Origin of the sequence: Staphylococcus sp. FSL W8-1270 (assembly GCF_038007165.1) — a bacterium.
Taxonomy (GTDB): Bacteria; Bacillota; Bacilli; order Staphylococcales; family Staphylococcaceae; genus Staphylococcus; species Staphylococcus hominis.
In genome coordinates, this window is record NZ_JBBOWQ010000001.1 from 583,745 (window position 1) to 606,871 (window position 23,127).

A 23,127-nucleotide genomic window follows, 5' to 3' on the forward strand; every position below is an offset into this window, starting at 1 on the left:
CATTCATTTGTTTTCTATAGTTGACTCATTTATACTGAATTTAATATGCAATAGGCAATTATATGAACTAGATTGCTCATTTTTAATCATATAAATAGTATTATATCGTTTTTTTAAGCTTTCTGTAATAAAGTTTGATTAATTTTATAAATTTATAAGGTAGGTAAAAATTTTATGAAAACACGCATGGTAAATAGAATTGTTAATAAATATTTACTACATAATCGCTCAATTCAGTTTAAGAGTGAAGACGAGTTTAACTCGTTTATGGAGCGTAGAAAAGATATTAATAGAGCGAAACATAAGCAACCTCCAACTTTAAATGTGAAAGCAAATCTTGATAAATTATCTTTAGGAGATATGCAAGTGTTTAGATTTAATTTTCGTCACGAAACTAAAAAGAAAATTTTGTATATTCATGGTGGGTATAACACGTTACAACCTTCTCCATTCCATTGGAGATTAATGGATAAACTTGCACTCAACACTTTATATGAGGTCGTTTTACCGATATATCCTAAAGCACCAGAGTTTCATCTTAAAGATACATTTAAAGCAATTAATAATGTATATGAATCGTTATTAAGTGAAGTTAATAATGAAAACATTGTTATTATGGGTGATGGAACTGGTGGAGCACTTGCACTTAGTTATGTACAACAATTAGTAGAAAATGACAAACCTTTACCATACAAAATATGTTTAATTTCTCCGATGCTTGATGCAACAATGACAAATCCTCAAATTACTGAATATTTGGTTGAAAAAGATCGCTTTGTTAATATTCAAGGGCTTCAAAACATAATGAATGTGTGGAGTGATAAAGAACCATTATCAAATTCTTTAATTTCGCCGATATATGGAATAAAACAAGGATTGCCACCAATTATAATGTTTGGTGGTGGTAAGGAAATTTATTATCCAGATATGCAACGTTTGGCATATGAATTGGAAACGCATCATCAATCTATACAATTTTTTGAGTATCCAAAAATGTTTCATGACTTTGCGTTATTCCCAATTCATGAATCTCATAAGGTGATTAAACAAATTAATAAGGCAATTCATGAATAATGATAAGGACTAAAGTAGAATCGAGTTAGATTTTACTTTAGTCCTATATTTTTATATTGAATATTTATTGACTTGCGATAATAATTCACTAATTATATCATGTTGGCCTTTACAATGATAATAAGTATCGAGAGATTGTGCCAATCTTAAGTTTTCTTTGGGTTCATAAGTTGTAGTATGTAACTCTATTACATTTAAAAGTTGTTTTTCAACGTCTTGCGAATATCTTTTTAGATTAGCTATTAAATCATTTTCATCCGTAGTCGTTTTAATTTCTCTATCTAATGCTTCTATCGCTTGTTTTTGTCCTTGGTAAAAACTAATATTAAATGTTCGTTGAATGAGCTCTCGACTAGGTCCATTCATAAATAGTGAACGGTTTTCATTTAATTCAATTAAATGTATTTTAAGTGTATCACTAAGGTCAAATAGTGTGTTTTCTAAGATTTCAGAAATAGTGTCTGTCATTATGCCTCTCCTTTCTTTGGAATGCCAATTTGATGTCCTAATGATTTAGGCCAGCGCTTATCATATTGAGAATCATAGTATATTTGGATATTAGATTTATAGTGTGCGGGGAAAGAAGCAGGTCGGCGTGTTGAACGATTAATACCCATCATCATTATTTCGCTTGTTGCAGCTAAAGTTTCATCATTTTTAAATAATTCTAAAAAGAAGTGAACACGTTTTTCATCATAATTATAAATACGAACACGAACTGAAAATGATTCTTCGAAGTGTAATTCCTTTAAATAGGTTGTATGTTCTTCGACTGTAAATGTTGTATAATTAAGCGCTTCTCTTTCTTTCAATGATAAACCATTATAATGATTAAATTCACTAATAACTTCACTGAAAACTGAATTATATTCTGCATCGTGCATATGTTGGTTAAAATCAACTTGAGAAGATACTACACTTTTATGAATAATAAATGGATAGTTCATAATATTTTATCCCTTCTTTAAAATTTTATAAAAATACTTTACTAACATAAAATAACACATACACAATATTTAATTCATGGTAGAATGATAACCGTATGGTTAAATAGGAGGAAACAGAAAGATGACCATGATAATTCGATATCAAACTAAGGACGAACCACTAACTCAAGTTGAACAAATCAGTTATGTACCTAATAATGCTACTATTGTGTGGTTGGATTTTGAAGATGCAACATCCAAAGAAAATGATTTTTTGATTGAAAACTATAATTTTAACTATTTAGAATTAGAAGATGCCATTAAAGGGGTACCACGAGTTAAATATAAATCTTATGATGATTACCAATACATGGTATTTCATAGTATGCATAAAGATAATTTTACTCCTATAGCATTGAACGTATTTCTAGACGGAAAAACATTAATTACTTATCATCAACATCATTTTGAATCATTAATGGAAGTTGTCAAGATGAATGCGCGTAAACATGATCCAGATTTAGATTGTGCTGATATCGTTATACATATCCTTGATATGATGGTAGATAAATATTTTGATTTTGTTTATACCATTGAAGATGAGGTATACAACTTTGAAGATGCACATGTAGATGATACACATAGTAAAAAAGTAATGGATAATGTCTTTCAATTACGTTCTAATCTTATAAAAATAAAACGTGTATTATTCCCAATGCAGGAACTTGTGAATACAATTAAGACTGAAGGTAACTTAATTGTAGATTATAAACATTCAATGTATATTCAACATATTGATGATCATATTATTAAACAAAATAATATTATTAGAACCTCTCAAGAAATGACAAATGAAATTCGAGAAAATTTTGAATCTTATTCTTCTTTTAGAATGAATAGTATTATGCAAGTATTGACACTCGTGTCAGTTATATTTTCTCCTTTAACATTTATAGTAGGCGTATATGGAATGAACTTTGAATATATGCCAGAGTTAAAATGGCATTATGGTTATTTTATTTGTTTAACTATAATGTTACTCATTTCAATTGCATTAATTCTCTTCTTTAAAAAGAAAAAGTGGTTTTAATATAGAACATAGTTTAAGGAAAGTAGGTTGTTACATGAGTGATATCCAAAGAGAGCAAAGAAAAAATGAACATGTAGAAATTGCAATGGCACAACAAGATGTCCCTCAATCAGATTTTGACCGTATGAGGTTTGTACATCATTCAATTCCAAATATCAATGTGAATCAAGTGGATTTAACGAGTCATACTTCAAATTTTGATATGACATTTCCCTTGTACATTAATGCAATGACAGGTGGAAGTGATTGGACTAAGACAATTAATGAAAAGTTAGCAGTCGTTGCTAGAGAAACAGGCTTAGCTATGGCTGTAGGATCTACACATGCAGCTTTAAGAAATCCTAAGATGGCTGAATCATTTAGTATTGTACGTAAAACAAACCCTGAGGGCATTATATTTAGTAATGTAGGCGCAGATGTACCAGTAGATAAAGCTGTTAAAGCAGTTGAATTATTAGACGCACAAGCTTTACAAGTACATGTGAACGCACCACAAGAATTAGTGATGCCAGAAGGGAATAGAGAGTTTTCGACATGGTTAGAAAATGTGGAAGCAATTGTTCAACGCGTGAGTGTACCTGTTATCATTAAAGAAGTAGGATTTGGCATGAGTAAAGAATTACTACAATCTTTAGTAAATATAGGCGTGACGTATGTAGATGTGAGTGGAAAGGGTGGCACTAATTTTGTCACGATAGAAAATGAGCGTCGTTCAAATAAAGACATGGATTACCTTTCAAATTGGGGCCAATCGACTGTAGAATCACTACTTGAAAGTATAAGTTATCAAGATAAACTAAATGTATTTGCAAGTGGTGGATTACGCACACCTTTAGATGCAATTAAAAGTTTAGCTTTAGGTGCAAAAGCTGTTGGCATGTCACGTCCATTTTTAAATCAAGTTGAACATGCTGGTATCACTAGTACCATTGAATATGTAGAATCATTTATAGACCATATGAAATCTATTATGACAATGTTAGATGCTAAAGATATTAATGATTTAAAACAAAGTAAAATTGTTTTTGATAGTAAGTTAATGTCTTGGATAGAACAAAGACATTTAAAAGTTGAACGTGGATAATATTAATCGCTTTTGAAGAAGGATGACCTTTTCAAAAGCGATTTTTTTATTGAATGAGGTGTTACTTCCATGTTTCTTCTGGTAATAGACAATCAGATTTTCTCATTCTAGAGACATATGGATTTCCTTTAACAGTATATCTTAAGTGTTTTTCTGTCCATTCACCTTTATTTGGGATACCTATACGTGCACTTTCTTCAATCTCTCTAGGAAATTTTCTATTCTTTACATCAATAGATAAACGACATTGATTAATTGTTGAACCATCTATTGCTCTAGGAATATTAAATGCTTTAGTCCACTTTCCTGGCCCATTTGTAAGTTCGAAACCAGATTTATTTCGGTTGATTTTCATAGTTTCGATACCATCTTCAGGTTCAACTGCACGTATTAAGACACCTTCTGGGATACCTTCTTCACGTGTTACTAAATTAATAAGTAAATGCGTATGCATAACATGGCCATATATGGTTCCACCACGTTGATATAAAGAAGTGACTTTAGGCGTTTGTTTCCCACCAAATCCATGTGCTGCTTTATCTTTAAAACCTAAATAAGCTTCTGTTTCGACAATATAGCCACTATAAGTTTGTGTTTGATCTTGATAACTAATTTTAACGCCTAATAAAGATTTAGCCGTTTCAATTGTTGGTTTATTTACAAAGTCCAATATAAATACCTCTTTCTTTAAATGAATCATTTGGATGCTTGTCTAAATTTTTTAATAATTTTATTATAGTGGAAAATGTTAGAGTTAGAAAATATTAAATGCATTGATAGAGAATGAAAAAACATTTAATAGATAGCGTTTACATTTTTAAATTTATATAAAACCTATGGAATATTAATTAAAAAAGTGTAACAATATGTATTGATGATAAAGTCAAAGTTTAAAAGTAATAGATGAAATTTAAAGCAGTTTGCTACAATGAAACTAACTTTTCAAAAGTTGGTGAATAAAGAAATGATATATTCAATATTTATTTTTGTATTATCAGGTCTCTGTGAAATTGGTGGAGGCTATCTAATTTGGTTGTGGTTAAGGGAAGGACAATCAAGTTGGTTAGGGTGGATTGGTGGACTAGTGCTTGTCTTATATGGTGTGATTGCTACATTTCAAGTGTTTCCAACCTTTGGACGTGTCTATGCGGCATATGGCGGAGTGTTTATTATAATGAGTATCATATGGTCATTTGTATTTGATAAACAAATTCCAGATAAGTATGATGTCTTAGGTGCTGTTGTATGCATTATTGGCGTATTAATAATGATTTTACCAAATAGAGCCTGATCAAACGTGTTGAGAGGGAGACGTAAGTAATGATAGTTGAAGTAGAGAAACAAAATCATGGTATAGATTTAATTAAAATAGATAATGACGATACGTATATTGTATTTACAAACTATGGAGCACGAATTGTGTGTTGGAAATATCATGATAATAATATTGTGTTAGGTAATAAAGTAGAAGCGGATGAATTTTACCCTGAAAATCCATATAAATTTGGAGCTACTATTGGACGATATGCAGGACGTATTGAAAATGCTTCTTTTAATTTGAACAATAAATATTATCAATTGGAAGAAAATGAAATGACTAATCAACTTCACGGCGGTAGTAATGGTTTAGACAGACGGTTGTTTGATTATGAAATACAAAATAATATAACAAATATTAAAGTTATATTTAAACTTCAGATACAATCAAAAGAGGATGGTTATCCTGGAGATATGATGATTAAGGTTATACATACATATGATGTTGAACATCGCTGGACGATTGAATATGAAGCAACATCAAATGAAGATACATTATTCAATCCTACAAATCATGTGTACTTTAATCTAAATAGAGATAATAATGTCATTGATAATCACTCTATAATAAGTGAACAATTAAAAATGTATCCTATTGATCAGAACCATCTTATTTCCAGTCAACAGCCTATTGATTTATTAGAACGATTTAATCATCGACCTATTCAATTTCAAGATATTTTTAATTCTGAAGATAAACAAATTAAAGAACAAATATATTTTAATAAAGGTCTCGATCACCCATTTGATATTGGTCATCATCGTCTTATCGTTGAAAATAACGAGTTTGCGTTAGATGTAGAAACAACAATGACTAATATAGTAATTTTTACTTTTAATGATACATCAGAATGGAAGAGTGATTTTAATATTTATAAACCTCATTCAGGTGTAGCGCTAGAAACACAATACTTACCTAATGATATTAATAATGAAGGCAATAAAGCTAAGTCAATTCTAAAAGCTAATGTTCCATTTTATGCGAAGACAATATATCATATTTCAGAAAAATAACTTTATTTTTATTCAGAAACATACCACTATGACATTAAGTGATAGTGGTATGTTTCTATTTATTCATTGCTTTTTCTTTTAATAATTTCAATTTTTCAATACGTTTAGGAGATAAGTAAGGATTATTAATAGCTTTATTTAAACGATCTATATTTTCACGGTCATTATAATAAATATCATTCAAATTTTGAACAGATAAGCGTGTAGGAGATTCAGCAGTTTTAAGGAGTAATAAATGATCTTGTTGCTGCACATAACCTTCTTTTAAAACACGCATATAAAATCCTGTTTTACCTGAGGAAGACATCCGCTTAACTAAATGTTTAATACCATACTTTCTTTGAATCTTCCAGCAAGGTTCACGTATTTCAGAAACTTCTACAATTGCCTCTCCTAATTGATATTGATTTCCAAAATACACATCATTTTCATCAAGGTCAACGAGAGTTAAATTTTCACCAAACATTGCATAATCAGGTAGTATATTAATATCATCTTTATACATTGCATAATTTTTCTTACTAAAACAACAAACAGCTTTGTGTGGACCACCATGGTCCTTATAAGCTTGTTCATCCTCACTGAACCCTGTATAAGATAACCACATTTTTCCAGAAAACATTGTTTTATTTAAAGCAGAATGCATTGGACGTTTTTGATCATAGTTTAAAGTTTCAATTTTACCAGTTGAAATAGCATATACGGGAATCATGTTATGGTCTCCTTTTTTATCATATCTGTTATTTTACTATATTTTTAAAAAGTATAAAAATATCTTTTGATAAATTAAATGAATGTAAAATAGACCTAGGTATTTTAAAAAGGCTAGTGTAAAATAATAAATGAGTATATGAAAAGGAGTTATAGTACCGATGAAGGATGCGAAAGAACTCAAATTAATGACGACAGATGATGCAGTAGCTCAAATCCAAGATAATATGATTCTTGGAATTGGAACAGGAAGTACAATTGAACTATTGATTCCTAAGATTGCAGAGCGTATTCAACAAGATAATTTAAATGTTACAGGTGTATGTACATCTAATAAAAGTGAATTTCTTGCTAAACAATATAATATTAATGTGGTTGATATTAATGATATTACTTATATAGATTTAGCTATTGATGGTGCAGATGAAATTGATTCAGATTTAAACCTTATTAAGGGAGGCGGTGGTGCCTTATTCAGAGAGAAAGTCATTGATGAAATGGCAAGACAATTTATAGTTTTAGCAGACGAAAGTAAAATAGTAAATTACTTAGGTGAAACTTTCAAATTACCTATTGAAGTTGATAAATTTAACTGGTTACTGATATCTAAAAAAATTGAAGCATATAATGATATCTCAGTCGAACGAAGAATGAATGAGGATATACCATTTATTACAGATAATGGGAATTATATTTTAGACTGTGAATTAAAAAGTAAGATAGATCCTTATCAATTACATGAATTTTTAATTCATCTCACAGGTGTGCTAGAAACAGGTTATTTTTTAGATATGACAACACAAGCGATTATTGGCACTCAAGAAGGAATTAAAGTAATTAATAAGAAGTAAAAAAGAGAGGAACATGTTTAAGTTCCTCTCTTTTCTTTTTATTTATTAGATTTATGGATATCATTGATTTCTTCTTTTACATTATCCACTACAGATGAGCGTCTATCTTCTGTATATTTAGAAGATGATTTTAAATGATGATCACCGTCTTGGACTTCAGATTCATTAGTCTGTGTATGAGTCACATTATTTTCTTGTAACGATTGATGTGACGTTTCTTTTTTATCCAATTCACTATTAGATATCTTATTTGAATCATCTGTGTCATCATTTACATGGTCTAAATAATTATTAGGTTCTACTTCATCTAATGATTGGTTTGTTGTTTTATATAAGATAAAGCGAATGACTAAACTTAAAAGAATGAAAATAATACCAACAATTGTAGTACTTAAAGCAATGACTTTCATAGAGAATAAGTCGCCAGTTTCTTCGCTAAATAAGAATACTTGAGCAAATGTCATTGCAGCATGGAATAACATTGCAATATAAATCGTACGACCTTTAGTTGCTCTAATTAATTCACCGACAATCATTGAAAACATAAATGTATATAAGAAGTGATAACCTGCATATTGCATTCCATATGTCGTGTTAATAGTCCAAATAGAATACATTAAACCTACAATGATTGAAGCAAAAAATGTATTGACTTTACTTTCAACAATATTTTGTAAATATGAACGGAATCCAAATTCAGCAAAGAAAGCCATGAAAATATGACCAATCATAATTGTAAATACAGATACTGATAAATCATTGGCTTGTAATAAAATAAAACTATCAGCAAATCTATTGAAACTCATCATTCCAATAATAAAAATAATGAGCGGCAAAATTAACGCAAGTATTATACGTTCAATAACTCTAATATCAATAGAGAAATTCAAACCAGCTAGTTGAGTACGCTTATTTTTAAATGCAATAATACAAATTATTGCAGCAATAAATGGCGCTAAATTATTAATACTAAACACAAAACGTTTAATACCAATAGATGCTTGAAAGTCTCGCAGGATTAAAGACAATGCCATTGTAACAACGAAAAATACAAAAATTGTTAAAGCCCATTGAAATCCTGAAATACGTTTCGTCTTCATGTATGTAACCTCCATTAGGGTAACCATATATATTCTTTTCTTAATATTATACATATTACAAGGGGATAAATAAATTGTCCATTTTAAATATCATTAAAATGTAATAGTATTGAATTATTTTTAAATTTTTGAAACTAATATTTAATGTCTGAATCATAAATTAAAGGGTAAATAATTTAATAAAAATGGGTATTGATTGTATAAAATATGTTATATGATTAAGATAACCTTAAATAATTAGGAGGCATCTAATATTATGTACAGTGAAAGCAATCCAAAACTATGGAAAGGAAGAGTAGATAGTCAAAATGATCCTAAGCAGTTTAAGCATTTTCAGACCGTCACATTTGCTAATTTAGAAAAAATAGAAAATCGTTTTGATAAAGTTGGTGTAGGTTTGTTAGGCTATGCCGTTGATAAAGGGATTGAACTGAATGAAGGAAGAATTGGTGCTAAAAAAGGACCAGACGAAATAAAAAAAGCGTTTGCCCAATTACCTGATTTAAGTGAATGTGAATCTCTTGTTGATTATGGAAATGTAGAATATACAAAAGGTTCTCTAAGTGAAGTTCAAGAAGAAATGGGACATTTGGCTGCTCGAGTTATTCAACAGCATCACCAATCTTTTTTTATTGGTGGAGGACATGATATCGCATACGCACAATACCTAGCAACGAGACACACTTATCCTGATGCTTCTATTGGCATTATTAATATCGATTCACATTTTGAGACGCGTGCTGATGTACAATCTAATTCTGGTACAATGTTCAGACAAATTTTAGAAAAAGATGATAATGTTGATTACTTAGTTTTAGGCTTATCTCAAGGTAGAAATACACGTTCTCTATATGAATATGCTGAAGAAAAAGGAATTATCTATGTATATGCAGATGAAATTTTAAATGATTTGTCTCCAACCATTAAAGATAAGATTGAACGTTTTATTCATCAGCATGAAACGATTATGTTTACAATTAGTATGGACGCCATCGATAGTGCATTTGCACCTGGAGTAAGTGAACCTACTGTCCTCGGATTGAATCCTCATTCTGTATTTAATATAGGTAAACGCGTTATATTAAGTGGAAAGACATCTTCTATTAGTATTGCTGAAGTCAATCCAAATTATGATATTGATCATCGTACTGCTCAACTTGCAGCGAATTTTATTCACCATTTTATAGAGTAGTTATTTTAAAAATTGAAATGAACTTTTAGATAAGAGTAGTCCACCATTCTAAGTAATGGATATCTACTCTTATTTAGTTATAAGAAAAGTTTGATAATTATGATACTATAGACTATACAACATTTTATTGGACTTAGAGAAAGGGAAGTGACATTGATGACAAGTTTTAACGACGTTGTAAAATGGAGACGCATGTTTCATCAATATCCTGAGTTATCAAAATACGAATATAAAACGACGCAACGTATAAAAGATATATTAACTTCATACAATATTAAAATGATTGACATTCCAATGGAAACGGGCCTAGTAGCAGAAATAGGACAAGGAGAAAAATGTATTGCTGTTCGTACTGATATTGATGCGTTACCTATTCAGGAGCAAGTTAGTCAAGACTTTACTTCTACTAATGATGGAGTGATGCATGCTTGTGGACATGATATTCACATGGCTAGTATCTTAGCTATTGCTACCAAGTTAAAAGAAGAAGAAGAACAATTAAATGGAAGAGTAAGGTTTTTATTTCAACCAGCTGAAGAGCTTGGGTATGGTGCTAAAGCCATGGCTAAAACCAATGCATTAGATGATGTACAAGCGATTGTTGGATTTCACAATTATCCAACATTAGATATTGGAGAATTTGCAATTAAATCTGGTCCTATTACGTCTGCTGTAGATCGTTTTGAATTTAAAATTCATGGCAAGGGAGCTCATGCTGCCAAGCCAGAGCAAGGCAATGACCCTGTAATGGCGTTAGGGCAATTAATTACAAGTTTGCAAACAATTATTAGTCGTAATTTATCTGCCTTTGATAGTGCTGTCATTACAATAGGAGAAGTGTCTTCAGGTAATACTTGGAATGTTATTGCAGATAATGCTTATGTTCAAGGCACGGTACGTTCATTCAAACCTGAAGTACAAGATTATATTGAACAACGTATGCATGATATTGCTAAAGGATTAGAACAATTATTTAATATAGAGATTGAATTAATTTATACACGTTTACCAGGCGCAGTTATTAATGACGTAGAGCTTACAAAACATGCTAAAGAAGCGGCAAAAAAAGTAGGATACACAGTAATTGATTTAGAACATCCATATACAATTGGAGAAGATTTTTCTGGTTTATTAGAGCATCATCCAGGTGTGTTTGCATTTATTGGATCGAATAGCGAATATGATTTACATCATCCAAAATACAATCCAGATGAACGTATTTTAGAAAAAACACCTGATTATTTTATAGAACTGATTTATCAATTATTAGCATAATATTTATTAGAAAATTTTAGAATTATGATTTAATTACTACTTAACGTGATAAACCAATGTTGAGTAATTAAATAGGAGATGATTTTAATGGGTGCACAAGATCCAAGAACTAAATTTAAAGATTCTGATTATAAAAAACAAGAACAAGAAACACCAGGTTATCAATATAAAATGTCACCTAAACCAGATTGTGGTGAAGAATCATATGAAGGTCATGGTCGTTTACAAGATTATAAAATGTTGGTAACTGGTGGCGATTCAGGTATTGGACGTGCAGCAGCAATTGCTTATGCTAAAGAAGGCGCTGATGTAGTTCTTAACTACTTACCAAGTGAAGAACAAGATGCACAAGAAGTTAAAGAAGTCATCGAAAAAACTGGAAGAAAAGCAGTACTTATCCCTGGAGATGTGAGAAATGAGCAGTTTAACTATGATTTAGTAGAACAAGCTTATAATGAATTAGGTGGCTTAGACAACATTACTCTTGTTGCGGGTCATCAACAGTATCATGATGATATTCATGGATTTACAACTGAACAATTTGCTGAAACATTTGAAACAAATGTGTATCCAATTTTTTGGACTGCTCAAGCAGCAACTAAATATTTAAAACCAGGTGCTTCAATTACAACGACATCTTCAGTACAAGGGTATAAACCAGCTGCAATTTTACATGATTATGCCGCTTCTCAAGCAGCAATTATTTCATTAACAAAAAGTCTTTCTGAAGAATTTGGAGATAAAGGTATTAGAGTGAATAGTGTAGCGCCAAGACCATTTTGGTCACCTTTACAAATCAGTGGTGGACAACCTCAATCAGCAATACCAGAATTTGGCCAAGCTACTCCACTAGGCCGTGCAGGTCAACCTGTTGAATGTGTGGGACCATATGTATTATTTGCTTCAGAAGATGGTAGTTATTTAACTGGTCAAGTTCATAGCGTTACTGGTGGTATTCAAATCGACTAATTTAGTTAAACGTTAAGTATACTGGCGAGAGATTTTTAGAAATCTCTCGCTTTTTATTTTATAAAGGAGAATTAAAAATGAAAGGGATTAATCCAAATCAATTATCAGATATTCAAAATTATAAATTATTAAGTGGTTCAGTTATACCTAGACCTATTGCGTTTGTAACATCGGAAGATGAAAAAGGTAATTTAAACGGTGCACCATTTAGCTTTTTCAATGTAGTGAATAATAAGCCACCTATGATAGCAATTGCAGCACAAAGAAGTAATGGTAAGCGTAAAGATACTGCTATAAATATTGAAAAAACAAAAGAATTTGTTGTGCATATTACAGATGAATTCAATATTGAAGATATCAATGAGACGGCTGCACCTTTAAAATACGAAGACAATGAATTAGAACGCACATCATTGACTCTTATCAGTTCATCTATTATACAGACGCCTGCTGTGAAAGAAGCTAATATTCGTTTTGAATGTAAATTAGATCAAATGATTCAATTAGGTACTAAAAATGATGGTGCGGATTTAATTATAGGAGAAGTTGTTATGTATCATATAAATGAAGATGTCTATTTTGAGGATAGTAAAATTGATTTTAATCAACTTAAACCCGTAGCACGTTTAGCGGGAAATAATTATTCTAAACTCGGAGACACATTTACAATTAAACGTCCAGAATCATAATAATATGAATTTTACATGTAATTGTATTGACGATGATATATGAATCTTGTACCTTTAAATATAAATTCAATTAGTATTAAGGAAAGTAGGTTAAATATGGAAGAAGGGAATAAAGGGCATGCATGGGCACTACTACCTCTTGTGCTATTTATTGCATTATTTTTAGGAATAGGAATCGCTACTGGAGATTTTAGTAATATGCCTTTAAATGTTGCGATAACGATTACTGTGATTGTAGCATTAATGATGAATAGAAAAGAAAAATTTTCAAAAAAGATTGAAATATTTACCCAAGGAGCAGGGCATTCAAATATTGTCCTAATGGTTTTCATCTTTATCTTAGCAGGTGCATTTTCAACTACTGCTGAAAAAATGGGTGGTGTTACGTCTACAGTTAATTTAGGACTATCACTCATACCACAAAATTTTATTATTGTAGGATTGTTTATAATTTGTATGTTTGTCTCTATCTCTATGGGAACCTCAGTTGGAACTATCGCAGCACTTGCACCTGTAGGATTTGGATTTTCTCAGGCAACTGATATTTCAGCTATGTTAGCGATGGGAACAGTAGTAGGCGGTGCGATGTTTGGTGATAATTTATCAATGATATCAGATACCACAATAGCAGCAGTACGTACTCAAAAAACAAAAATGAGCGATAAGTTTAAAGTTAATTTTTGGATTGTTTTACCAGGTGCAATTCTAACAATTATCATTTTATTTTTCTTAACAAATGGTGTACATATTGATCATTCTAAGCAATATGATTATAACTTAGTGAAAGTCATTCCTTATATTTTAGTGCTTGTTTTAGCCGTCATTGGTGTGAATGTTATCGTAGTTTTAATTAGTGGTACTATCCTTTCTGGAATCATTGGTCTTATTGATGGTTCTTTCAATTGGAAAGGTTTATTAACTGCTATATCAAAAGGAATTATTGGAATGGAAGATATTGCAATTATAGCTTTACTTATTGGTGGGCTTGTTGGTCTTATTCAACATAATGGCGGTGTAGAATGGTTGCTTAATTTTGTGAAATCGAAAGTGAAATCGAAACGTGGTGCTGAATTTGGTATCGCTAGTCTTGTGAGTGTAGCGGATATCGCTACAGCAAATAACACAATTTCAATTATTATGTCAGGACCATTGGCTAAAAATATTGCCGACGAGTATGAAGTAGATCCTCGTAAATCAGCAAGTCTTCTTGATATTTTTGCTGGATGTTTTCAAGGTCTGTTACCCTATAGCCCTCAACTTATTGCAGCAGCGGGTGTCGCTGGAATATCTCCTTTTAGTATGTTGCCATATTGTATTTATTCAATTTTATTAGGCATTTGTGGAATTCTAGCAATTGTATTTAGATTTCCACGTCTTAAGACGAAATAAATGATATATAACAAGTTAAAATCATCTAAATTTATATTTTTTTTAATTTCTGATAGTTGAAATTTTGGTAGTATTTATAAATGCGTTAAAATATAACTAAGAGTGAAAGTAGGTGAGATGAGTGGCAAAATATAATGTAGAAAATGAACAAGTTGAGATTCATATTGAGCGTTTATTTAAATATTCTCCAGAATTGGTTTATAGTGCTTGGACAGATATAAACTTATTAAAGCAATGGTTTATGACCTCCCAACGAACAAATAAATTATTTGATGCAGATATTCATGAAGGTGGACAATATCGAATAGTAGATGCTCGTAATGGTAAACAAAATGTAATTCAAGGTAAATATGAAGAATTAGTATCCGATGAATACATCAAAATGACTATTGGAATGCCAGAATTAAGCGATAGTCAAGATGTTATTGAAGTAGAATTTGAAGAGCGTGAATCAGGCGGTACGCAAATGTTCTTTTACTATCAATCTATAGTAGAAAAAGAACGTCGTTTAACGGCTTTAGAATATAAACATAAAAAGAAAGAATATCATGATTCTACTGCACATGGTTTAGAATTAATGTTTGATCGAATGAATGAAGTTTTAGATCAATATGTAGAGGACAATGATATGTTACTTTAATTAAAATGAAAAGACCTATTGAGTAAAAGTCAGTTATTACTTAATAGGTCTTTTTATTTATTGTAATTCACCGTTTTCTTTTCGCTCATTATATTTTCTTAGTAGCGTTTCAAAAAAGATATGATAATTAATAAAGCTAGAATAATCTATATCATTGTATAAATAAAATGTATGGCTAGAAACGTAAACATTATAATTTGCCTTTTGTGCTAATGTATTGTCTTTCATGGTTGTAACAGAAATAAAATAACGTTGGCGCAATTGAAGTAAATTAGTAATCTCAGTTAATTGGTGAGTTTCTCCAGATAAAGAAATCACAAAAAATAAGTCATCTTCATTAGAGTAGTTAAGTACCATTTTAATCTCATGTTCATCATGCAATACAATTACATTTTTATGCATAGTTAATAAGATACGTTGTGCTTCTTCAGCTACATTTTTCTGAGCTCGTCCAGTACCATATAAGTATACATTGGTAGCTTTATCAATTTTTTCAGTAATAAGGTTAAAATTTACCCTTTCTAGGTAAGTAAATGTTGTTTCAATTTCTTGTTTAAATTGTTTGATTGAATCGGTAGGAACTTCATGTAAAGATTGACTTTCAAATTTTAAATAAGATTTAAAATCACTATAGCCATCAAAGCCTAATTTACGTGTGAAACGATGAATAGTTGCGTTTGATGCATGTGTATATTGTGATAGTTCTTGTATTTTTAAAGTTTTACATTGTTCTATATGTGTATTAACAAAATGAGCTATATGAAGATCATTGTCATTTAATTTATCAAAGTTAGTATTAACTCTCTCATCTAATAACATATAAACACCTCAAGTTATAATATTGAAAATTTTTTCATCTATAGAAAATATAAACTGATTATACAAAAATATTTCAAAATGAGTCAATATCATTGTATATATGAAAGCGTTTACTATAATAGAATTAAGATATTAAGAAAGCGCTTAAAAAAGTGCAATATCATATGATTAACTATGATATTTAGATTTGGGGGTCAGCATATGAACGCAATAAAACGTTTTGGGAGCGCAATGATAGTTCCAGTATTAATGTTTGCATTCTTCGGGATTATATTGGGGTTTGCAACACTATTTAAAAACCCAACAATAATGGGTGGTTTGGCAGACAGTCACACATTTTGGTTTAAATTTTGGTCAGTCATTGAATCTGGTGGTTGGGTTATCTTTAATCACATGGAAATTGTATTTGTAGTAGGTTTACCAATTTCACTTGCTAAAAAAGCACCAGGTCACGCAGCATTAGCAGCTTTAATGGGTTACTTAATGTTTAATACATTTATCAATACCATTTTAACGCAATGGCCACATACGTTTGGTGCAAACTTACAAAAAGGTGTTGAAAATGTTACAGGTTTAAAAGCAATTGCAGGTATTCCAACATTAGATACTAATATTTTAGGTGGTATCATTATTTCAGCTATTGTAACTTGGATACATAATAGATATTACAGTAAGAAATTACCTGAAATGCTTGGTGTTTTCCAAGGTTTAACATTTGTAGTCACTATTTCATTCTTTGTTATGTTACCTGTAGCAGCCATTACATGTGTAGTGTGGCCAACGATTCAAAGCGGAATTGAATCATTACAACACTTCATTATTGCTTCTGGTTATATAGGCGTATGGTTATACCATTTCTTAGAACGTGTATTAATACCTACTGGACTTCACCATTTTGTTTATGCACCAATTGAAGTAGGTCCAGTTGTAGCAAAAGATGGTTTAAAAGCAGAATGGTTTAGACATTTAAATCAATTTGCCGAAAGTAGCAAACCATTAAAAGATCAATTCCATTATGGTTTCATGCTTCAAGGTAATGGTAAAGTATTTGGCGCAATTGGTATTGCTTTAGCAATGTATTCTACAACACCTAAAGAAAATCGTAAAAAAGTAGCTGCATTATTGATACCTGCTACATTAACTGCTGTTGTAGTTGGTATTACAGAACCATTAGAATTTACATTTTTATTTATTGCACCATTCTTATTTGTTATTCATGCATTATTAGCTGCAACAATGGATACAATCATGTATGGTTTTGGAGTAGTTGGTAATATGGGTGGAGGACTACTTGACTTTATTGCAACAAACTGGATTCCACTTGGACAAAATCACTGGATGACTTATGTAGCTCAAGTTATTATTGGTTTAATTTTCTCAGCAATTTACTTCTTTGTATTTAGATATCTTATTTTAAAATTTGATATTCCATTACCAGGACGTCGTGCTGAAGAAGAAGTGAAACTATTTTCTAAAAAAGATTATAAAGAGAAAAAAGGTGAAGATAGTACAGACACTTCAGGTTTTGAGCCTAGTAATGAATATGAAGAAAAAGCATATTATTATTTAGAAGGTTTAGGTGGAAAAGAAAATATTAAAGATGTGACAAATTGTACAACACGTTTACGCTTAACTGTTAATGACGAATCAAAAGTAGAAGATACTGCATATTTTACACATCAACAAATGTCACATGGACTTGTAAAAAGTGGTAAGAATGTACAAGTAGTTGTAGGGATGACCGTACCACAAGTACGAGAAGCATTTGAACACTTAGTATTTGATGAAAATGACAAAAAATAAGATACTAAAAGGGTCGAAACATTTTGTTTCGACCCTTTAACTATTCTAAGAAATACGTGCATTATGTAATGCGCGAGCTTTATATGTGGCTGATAAAATATCAATATTTCGACAAGCAATAAACTGAATGAGTTTCGAGAATATTTCTGGTTTACAACATACGCTAGCATAATTATTGTTTAATGTATAAGTTAAATCATATTGATTAGAGAAATATGTCATTATATCAATAACTTTATCTTTAATAAAAGCATCTTGTAATCCATCTATACATAAATTAAAGCGTTTAGAAGAAGAATAATATTGTCCAGAATCCAATAAGATGTGTGTATTTCTAGAAGAAAGAATTTGGTAAATAGAAATTTGGTAAAAACTTAAAAAACTAATGAAATAGGGTAATTGTTGTTTAGGCAAGCTGATTTCAAGGGCTGGAGTATTGTTATATTTAATAATGTTGTATTGAAATGATTCGCAAAATTGAACATTTCTGCAAATTTTCATTAATTGTCTTTTAGTCGATCTTGATTGCAAACCTACAATATTTAGAATGTAAGTTTCAAATTTATCTATCCACATGCAAGAACCTCCCAATTCTTAATAATATGTAGTCTTCATGTCATTATCATTCTTAAAATGAAACACGTCGTTCCCATATACAGTCTGATTGTATCACTCTTTATTATGATTATCACTACGACTTTTGAATGAATTTTAATTTAATATTTTTGTAATATATTCGTAACTCTATTTAAAAAAGAAAAAATAAAGACATACATATTTTAAATATTCTGAAAATTCATTGTTTTACTTTTTCTCCTGTGATACTCTTATTTCATTATTTAAAATAAGAGGGTGACATCATGTTAAGTAAAGTAAGTGAATTTGCAACTAAGACATTTTTATTATGGATGTTTATTGCTGCTATTATAGGTTTTATATTTCCAACTCAACTAGCGACGATGGGTCAATTCGTCCCATGGCTATTAGGAATTGTGATGTTAGGCATGGGAATGACAATTAAACCTAGTGACTTTAAATTAGTTTTTAAAGAGCCGAGGTCTGTTATTATCGGAGTGATCTTACAATTCACTATTATGCCTACCTTGGCCTATACTATTGCTAAAATATTTAATTTACCAGCTGAGTTAGCAATTGGAGTGATTTTAGTTGGATGTTGTCCTGGCGGAACATCAAGTAATGTCATGAGTTATCTAGCTAATGCTAATGTCGCGTTATCTGTAGCGATTACAAGTGTATCTACTTTATTAGCACCATTTGTAACACCGGCTTTAATTTATTTATTTGCTCATGAGTGGTTACATGTATCATTTTTAAGTATGTTATGGTCGGTCATTCAAGTTGTTTTATTACCAATAATCATAGGATTCCTTTTACAACTTGCTTCCAAAAAAGTAACTCGGGAAGCTACTAAAATTTTACCAATTATTTCTGTAGTAGCGATTTCATTGATTTTAGCGGCTGTTGTTGGAGGGAGTAAATCACAAATTCTTAAAACTGGATTCCTTATTTTTATTGTAGTCATTTTACATAATGTAGTGGGCTATTTATTAGGTTATGTTTTAGCGCATGTATTCAAACTTGATAGAAGAGACAAAAAGGCCGTTTCTATTGAAGTTGGAATGCAAAATTCAGGTTTAGCTGTGTCTTTGGCAACTGTACATTTTAGTCCACTAGCAGCAGTGCCAGGAGCTGTATTCAGTTTTGTTCATAATATTTCTGGACCTATTCTTGCCAAATATTGGTCTAAACGTTAATGTAATATGTTAAACTTACCTATAATATTAAGTTTAAAGGAGAAATATCATGTATAAAGCAATAGTATTCGATTTTGATGGTACAATTGTCGATACTGAACAACATTTATTTAATATTATTAATAAGCATTTAATTAGTCATAAAGCAACACCAATTACACTCGATTTTTACCGTGAAAATATTGGTGGAGAAGCAAAGGATTTACACGAATATTTGGAACAGACGATTGGAAAAGATAATAAAGAAATTATTTATAAAGAACACCATCAAACAAGTAATCTATTAGAAATTAATCCTACGATTAAACAATTAATGAAATACTTGAAGCAACGTCATATTCCTATGGCAATTGCGACAAGTAGTTATAAAAAGGATATTTTTCCAGTATTTAAGAGTTTAGGTTTAGATGAATATATAAATATTATTGTTGGGAGAGAAAGTGTAGAATATGTAAAACCAGATCCAGAACTTTATTTGACTGCGGTTCAGCAGCTTAATTATTCTCCAACTCATTGTTTAGCTATTGAAGACTCTGTAAATGGTGCTACAGCTGCTTTTCGCGCTGGATTAGATGTTATAGTAAATACAAATGATATGACTCAAAAACAAGATTTCTCAACTATTCCATATATTGGTAAAGATTTAAATGGCGAAGAAATTATAAATCGTTTTTTTGAAAAGGGTCATGTGTGAATGACATGTCGTGGCAATTAATCATCTTCTTTTTAGCTGGACCCATTATTATCGGAATAGGAAATCTTGTTTTAGGTCCAATATTTAATAAACGTATTCATTTTAGAGTTCGTATACGTTCATTCATGATAGGATCAATGATATATCTTATACTTGCTTTTATAGCGTATTTCTTTTTGTTACAAGGCAAATTATAAAGTGATTGACCAATATAAGAATAAAAAAGGAACCTTTTTCTAAGGTTCCTTTTTTATTAAATAATTATTTTTAGAATAATTGTAAAGACTAATAAAACAATTAAAATCGCATCAATACCTACCATTACGGTAAATCTAGTGCTTTTAGATCCTTGAGATTTAGCTTGTTTCATTGCATTATAATTTGGTATGAGACTTAAAAATAATAAAACAATAATTAATATTATACCAATAGTGACTGACATATATATTTATTCTCCTTTTCTTTTTTCAATCCATTCCCATATAAATCCCGCAATAATACCTACACAGATTCCTGTTAAAACACCGAACTTTGGAGAAGATAATAATGTTCCTATAATTAAAAAGATTATAACAGCGATAGATAAAGTAATACTAAATTTTATTTTACGTTGATCAGAATTAAAGATTGAAAATACAATTAAGTATAGTAAGAAAAATACTAAAGTTGCTAAAAGCGTTCGTAGTATAAGCAAACTTACCATGTGTTGTTGTTCACTAAAAAAGTTCAGTAAAAAGAACACAATAGCAAAAATAATAGATACCTTCATATCCTTTTTTAATACATGCTGCATAAGGTTAAACTCCTTTAAGTCTATATAAGCAGTATAGCATACTGCTAAAGTATCAATTAAATATATTAATTTAGTAATATGATTCTCAACTAAAAATAACCCAATAACACAAATATTAGATTATTCATTTTTGCAAAAAGTAAAAAAATTTAAGTAAATTGACGAAACCGCTTTCGACAGAATTTAAAAAATATATTTTATTTTCTGAAAATTATAGTATAATAACTTCAATAAGGTAAAGGATATGTCGACTAAGAAAACGTAATAAATATTTTCTAAAGGTTAAAAGTATCGCACCTTAGTCCAAATAGAGATGGGGTATTTTTATGGATAATAATGAATTACATAGGGGACTGAGTGCACGTCAAATTAGAATGATTGCGCTGGGTGGGACAATCGGTGTAGGTTTATTTATGGGGGCAACAAGTACAATTAAATGGACTGGACCATCAGTTATTTTTGCGTATTTAATCGCAGGGATATTCTTATTTTTAATAATGAGAGCAATGGGAGAAATGATTTATTTAAATCCAACAACAGGTTCATTTGCAACATTTGCTAGTGAATACATACATCCAGCTGCTGGCTATATGACAGCGTGGAGTAATATATTCCAATGGATTGTCGTTGGGATGAGTGAAGTCATTGCCGTAGGTGAGTATATGAATTATTGGTTCCCTCATTTACCACAATGGATACCAGGCGTGATTGCAGTAGTATTATTATTAATAGCAAACTTAGCTTCAGTTAAAGCGTTTGGAGAATTTGAGTTTTGGTTTGCAATGATAAAAGTGGTAACAATTGTATTAATGATTATTGCTGGATTAGGATTGATTTTCTTTGGAATTGGTAATGGAGGACACCCTATCGGTATTTCTAACTTATGGAAACATGGTGGATTTATGCCAAATGGATTAGTTGGTTTCTTCTTTGCACTTTCAATCGTTATTGGTTCTTATCAAGGGGTTGAGCTAATTGGTATTACTGCAGGTGAAACAAAGAATCCTCAAAAGAATATTAAAAGTGCTGTAAATGGTGTTATATGGCGTATATTAATTTTTTACATAGGTGCTATTTTTGTTATTGTTTCAATATACCCTTGGAATCAATTAGAAAGTATTGGTAGTCCTTTTGTAGCTACATTCTCTAAAATTGGTATTACATTTGCCGCAGGTTTAATCAACTTTGTTGTATTAACTGCTGCATTATCAGGATGTAACTCTGGTATTTTTAGTGCAAGTCGTATGATATATACACTTGCTCAAAAAGGGCAAATGCCTAAAATCTTTACACGTGTAATGAAAAATGGTGTGCCATTTTATCCTGTATTAACTATTGCAATTGGTATTTTAATTGGAGCATTATTAAATGTTATTTTACCTTTATTTATAAAAGGCGCTGATAGTATTTTCGTGTATGTTTATAGTGCATCTATTTTACCAGGTATGATTCCATGGTTTATGATTTTAATCAGTCATATTCGTTTCAGAAAATTACATCCAGAACAGGTTGAAAATCATCCATTTAAAATGCCAGGAGGCACAATTTCTAGTGTTATGACAATTATCTTTTTACTCATTGTTTTAATTGGTATGTTATTTAATAAAGACACAGTTATTTCAGTGGTTATAGGTATTATTGTCTTAGCAGGGGTTACAGTGTATTACTTTATTCGCGGTCATCACAAAAATGATGCTATAAAAAGAGTAAAATAACGATAAAAATATATAATAAAAAATCTGAGACGTGCATAAACGTCTCAGATTTTTTAACGTTTGGATAGTAAATCCCTAAATTAAACATAGACTAATATCAAGTTTTTTTAATTGTAGACCGAGACCCCAACATAAAGTCATTCAAAAAGAACGTCGACGCCCAACATAAGTTGGGAATGAAGTGGAACAATGAGTTTTATCCCACTC

At 30.5% G+C, this 23,127-nt stretch carries 25 protein-coding genes and 1 pseudogene; 17 read left to right on the forward strand and 9 right to left on the reverse strand.

Annotated features, from left to right (window positions below; translation table 11 throughout):
• Positions 1-174: 174 nt before the first annotated feature.
• On the forward strand, positions 175-1,074 hold the full coding sequence (locus tag NSU06_RS02630) for an alpha/beta hydrolase fold domain-containing protein (RefSeq protein WP_048682300.1): 900 nt from the start codon (positions 175-177) through the stop codon (positions 1,072-1,074).
• A 51-nt stretch (positions 1,075-1,125) separates the two neighbouring features.
• Here NSU06_RS02630 and NSU06_RS02635 read toward each other — a convergent pair whose 3' ends face one another.
• Together NSU06_RS02635 and NSU06_RS02640 are read right to left on the reverse strand one after the other, a co-directional pair.
• Positions 1,126-1,542: a hypothetical protein gene (locus NSU06_RS02635; RefSeq protein WP_017174917.1), complete on the reverse strand. Its 417-nt coding sequence runs from the start codon at positions 1,540-1,542 to the stop codon at positions 1,126-1,128.
• Positions 1,542-2,021: a thioesterase family protein gene (locus tag NSU06_RS02640; RefSeq protein ID WP_017174916.1), complete on the reverse strand. Its 480-nt coding sequence runs from the start codon at positions 2,019-2,021 to the stop codon at positions 1,542-1,544. The genes NSU06_RS02635 and NSU06_RS02640 overlap by 1 nt, the downstream gene beginning before the upstream one ends.
• 121 nt (positions 2,022-2,142) lie before the next feature.
• Here NSU06_RS02640 and corA point away from each other — a divergent pair, with 121 nt between their 5' ends.
• Together corA and fni are read left to right on the forward strand one after the other, a co-directional pair.
• Positions 2,143-3,090, forward strand: a complete 948-nt coding sequence (gene corA / locus NSU06_RS02645; RefSeq protein WP_019834784.1) for a magnesium/cobalt transporter CorA — start codon at positions 2,143-2,145, stop codon at positions 3,088-3,090.
• 34 nt (positions 3,091-3,124) lie between these two features.
• A complete protein-coding gene (gene fni / locus NSU06_RS02650; protein WP_019834785.1) occupies positions 3,125-4,174 on the forward strand; it encodes a type 2 isopentenyl-diphosphate Delta-isomerase in 1,050 nt (349 codons plus the stop codon).
• 61 nt (positions 4,175-4,235) lie between these two features.
• Here fni and NSU06_RS02655 read toward each other — a convergent pair whose 3' ends face one another.
• Entirely contained in the window at positions 4,236-4,844 is a 609-nt protein-coding gene (locus tag NSU06_RS02655; RefSeq protein WP_017174913.1) for a DNA-3-methyladenine glycosylase, read from the reverse strand.
• Positions 4,845-5,138: 294 nt separating this feature from the next.
• Here NSU06_RS02655 and NSU06_RS02660 point away from each other — a divergent pair, with 294 nt between their 5' ends.
• Both NSU06_RS02660 and NSU06_RS02665 read left to right on the forward strand, forming a co-directional pair.
• A complete protein-coding gene (locus NSU06_RS02660) occupies positions 5,139-5,465 on the forward strand; it encodes a YnfA family protein (RefSeq protein ID WP_017174912.1) in 327 nt (108 codons plus the stop codon).
• Between the two features lie 29 nt (positions 5,466-5,494).
• The gene (locus NSU06_RS02665; protein WP_017174911.1) at positions 5,495-6,505 is read left to right on the forward strand and encodes an aldose epimerase family protein; all 1,011 of its coding nucleotides are present in this window, start codon (positions 5,495-5,497) and stop codon (positions 6,503-6,505) included.
• 55 nt (positions 6,506-6,560) lie between these two features.
• Here the strand turns inward: NSU06_RS02665 and NSU06_RS02670 are convergent, their stop codons facing one another.
• The gene (locus tag NSU06_RS02670) at positions 6,561-7,217 is read right to left on the reverse strand and encodes an MOSC domain-containing protein (protein ID WP_017174910.1); all 657 of its coding nucleotides are present in this window, start codon (positions 7,215-7,217) and stop codon (positions 6,561-6,563) included.
• A 160-nt stretch (positions 7,218-7,377) separates the two neighbouring features.
• Between NSU06_RS02670 and NSU06_RS02675 the strand changes: the two genes are divergently transcribed.
• Positions 7,378-8,067, forward strand: a complete 690-nt coding sequence (locus tag NSU06_RS02675) for a ribose 5-phosphate isomerase A (RefSeq protein WP_048762126.1) — start codon at positions 7,378-7,380, stop codon at positions 8,065-8,067.
• Between the two features lie 271 nt (positions 8,068-8,338).
• Here NSU06_RS02675 and NSU06_RS02680 read toward each other — a convergent pair.
• Positions 8,339-9,167: pseudogene (locus tag NSU06_RS02680) on the reverse strand (lysostaphin resistance A-like protein); the annotation flags it as partial.
• A 256-nt stretch (positions 9,168-9,423) separates the two neighbouring features.
• On the opposite strand from NSU06_RS02680, the gene hutG reads away from it, so the two are divergent.
• The 6 genes from hutG (at position 9,424) to NSU06_RS02710 (ending at position 15,321) form a co-directional block, all read left to right on the forward strand.
• Positions 9,424-10,359 (forward strand): formimidoylglutamase, encoded by a 936-nt coding sequence (gene hutG, locus NSU06_RS02685; protein ID WP_019835632.1) that lies wholly within the window; start codon positions 9,424-9,426, stop codon positions 10,357-10,359.
• Between the two features lie 156 nt (positions 10,360-10,515).
• A complete protein-coding gene (locus NSU06_RS02690) occupies positions 10,516-11,634 on the forward strand; it encodes an amidohydrolase (protein WP_019835631.1) in 1,119 nt (372 codons plus the stop codon).
• Between the two features lie 87 nt (positions 11,635-11,721).
• Entirely contained in the window at positions 11,722-12,603 is an 882-nt protein-coding gene (locus tag NSU06_RS02695; protein ID WP_340779292.1) for an SDR family oxidoreductase, read from the forward strand.
• Between the two features lie 77 nt (positions 12,604-12,680).
• On the forward strand, positions 12,681-13,292 hold the full coding sequence (locus NSU06_RS02700; protein WP_017174904.1) for a flavin reductase family protein: 612 nt from the start codon (positions 12,681-12,683) through the stop codon (positions 13,290-13,292).
• Positions 13,293-13,388: 96 nt separating this feature from the next.
• Positions 13,389-14,681, forward strand: coding sequence for a Na+/H+ antiporter NhaC family protein (locus tag NSU06_RS02705; RefSeq protein ID WP_017174903.1), 1,293 nt, complete (start codon positions 13,389-13,391; stop codon positions 14,679-14,681).
• A gap of 121 nt (positions 14,682-14,802) precedes the next feature.
• On the forward strand, positions 14,803-15,321 hold the full coding sequence (locus NSU06_RS02710; RefSeq protein WP_002448616.1) for an SRPBCC family protein: 519 nt from the start codon (positions 14,803-14,805) through the stop codon (positions 15,319-15,321).
• Between the two features lie 57 nt (positions 15,322-15,378).
• Here the strand turns inward: NSU06_RS02710 and NSU06_RS02715 are convergent, their stop codons facing one another.
• A complete protein-coding gene (locus NSU06_RS02715) occupies positions 15,379-16,140 on the reverse strand; it encodes a MurR/RpiR family transcriptional regulator (protein ID WP_048679170.1) in 762 nt (253 codons plus the stop codon).
• Positions 16,141-16,341: 201 nt separating this feature from the next.
• Between NSU06_RS02715 and NSU06_RS02720 the strand changes: the two genes are divergently transcribed.
• Positions 16,342-17,943, forward strand: a complete 1,602-nt coding sequence (locus NSU06_RS02720) for an alpha-glucoside-specific PTS transporter subunit IIBC (protein ID WP_017174901.1) — start codon at positions 16,342-16,344, stop codon at positions 17,941-17,943.
• A gap of 45 nt (positions 17,944-17,988) precedes the next feature.
• Here the strand turns inward: NSU06_RS02720 and NSU06_RS02725 are convergent, their stop codons facing one another.
• Positions 17,989-18,519, reverse strand: a complete 531-nt coding sequence (locus NSU06_RS02725) for a hypothetical protein (protein WP_017174900.1) — start codon at positions 18,517-18,519, stop codon at positions 17,989-17,991.
• A 284-nt stretch (positions 18,520-18,803) separates the two neighbouring features.
• Here NSU06_RS02725 and NSU06_RS02730 point away from each other — a divergent pair, with 284 nt between their 5' ends.
• Genes NSU06_RS02730 through NSU06_RS02740 form a run of 3 tightly spaced genes read left to right on the forward strand, consistent with a single transcriptional unit; the run spans position 18,804 to position 20,609 of the window.
• Positions 18,804-19,718: a bile acid:sodium symporter family protein gene (locus tag NSU06_RS02730; protein WP_017174899.1), complete on the forward strand. Its 915-nt coding sequence runs from the start codon at positions 18,804-18,806 to the stop codon at positions 19,716-19,718.
• A gap of 49 nt (positions 19,719-19,767) precedes the next feature.
• Complete coding sequence (locus NSU06_RS02735) at positions 19,768-20,412, forward strand: HAD-IA family hydrolase (protein ID WP_340779295.1); 645 nt, start codon at positions 19,768-19,770, stop codon at positions 20,410-20,412.
• A 5-nt stretch (positions 20,413-20,417) separates the two neighbouring features.
• A complete protein-coding gene (locus tag NSU06_RS02740) occupies positions 20,418-20,609 on the forward strand; it encodes a hypothetical protein (RefSeq protein ID WP_079335366.1) in 192 nt (63 codons plus the stop codon).
• A gap of 56 nt (positions 20,610-20,665) precedes the next feature.
• Here the strand turns inward: NSU06_RS02740 and NSU06_RS02745 are convergent, their stop codons facing one another.
• The gene (locus tag NSU06_RS02745; RefSeq protein WP_002448560.1) at positions 20,666-20,854 is read right to left on the reverse strand and encodes a hypothetical protein; all 189 of its coding nucleotides are present in this window, start codon (positions 20,852-20,854) and stop codon (positions 20,666-20,668) included.
• A 6-nt stretch (positions 20,855-20,860) separates the two neighbouring features.
• Positions 20,861-21,205, reverse strand: a complete 345-nt coding sequence (locus tag NSU06_RS02750) for a hypothetical protein (RefSeq protein ID WP_048762120.1) — start codon at positions 21,203-21,205, stop codon at positions 20,861-20,863.
• A gap of 326 nt (positions 21,206-21,531) precedes the next feature.
• Between NSU06_RS02750 and NSU06_RS02755 the strand changes: the two genes are divergently transcribed.
• Complete coding sequence (locus NSU06_RS02755; protein ID WP_019835274.1) at positions 21,532-22,920, forward strand: amino acid permease; 1,389 nt, start codon at positions 21,532-21,534, stop codon at positions 22,918-22,920.
• The last annotated feature ends 207 nt before the right edge of the window (positions 22,921-23,127 follow it).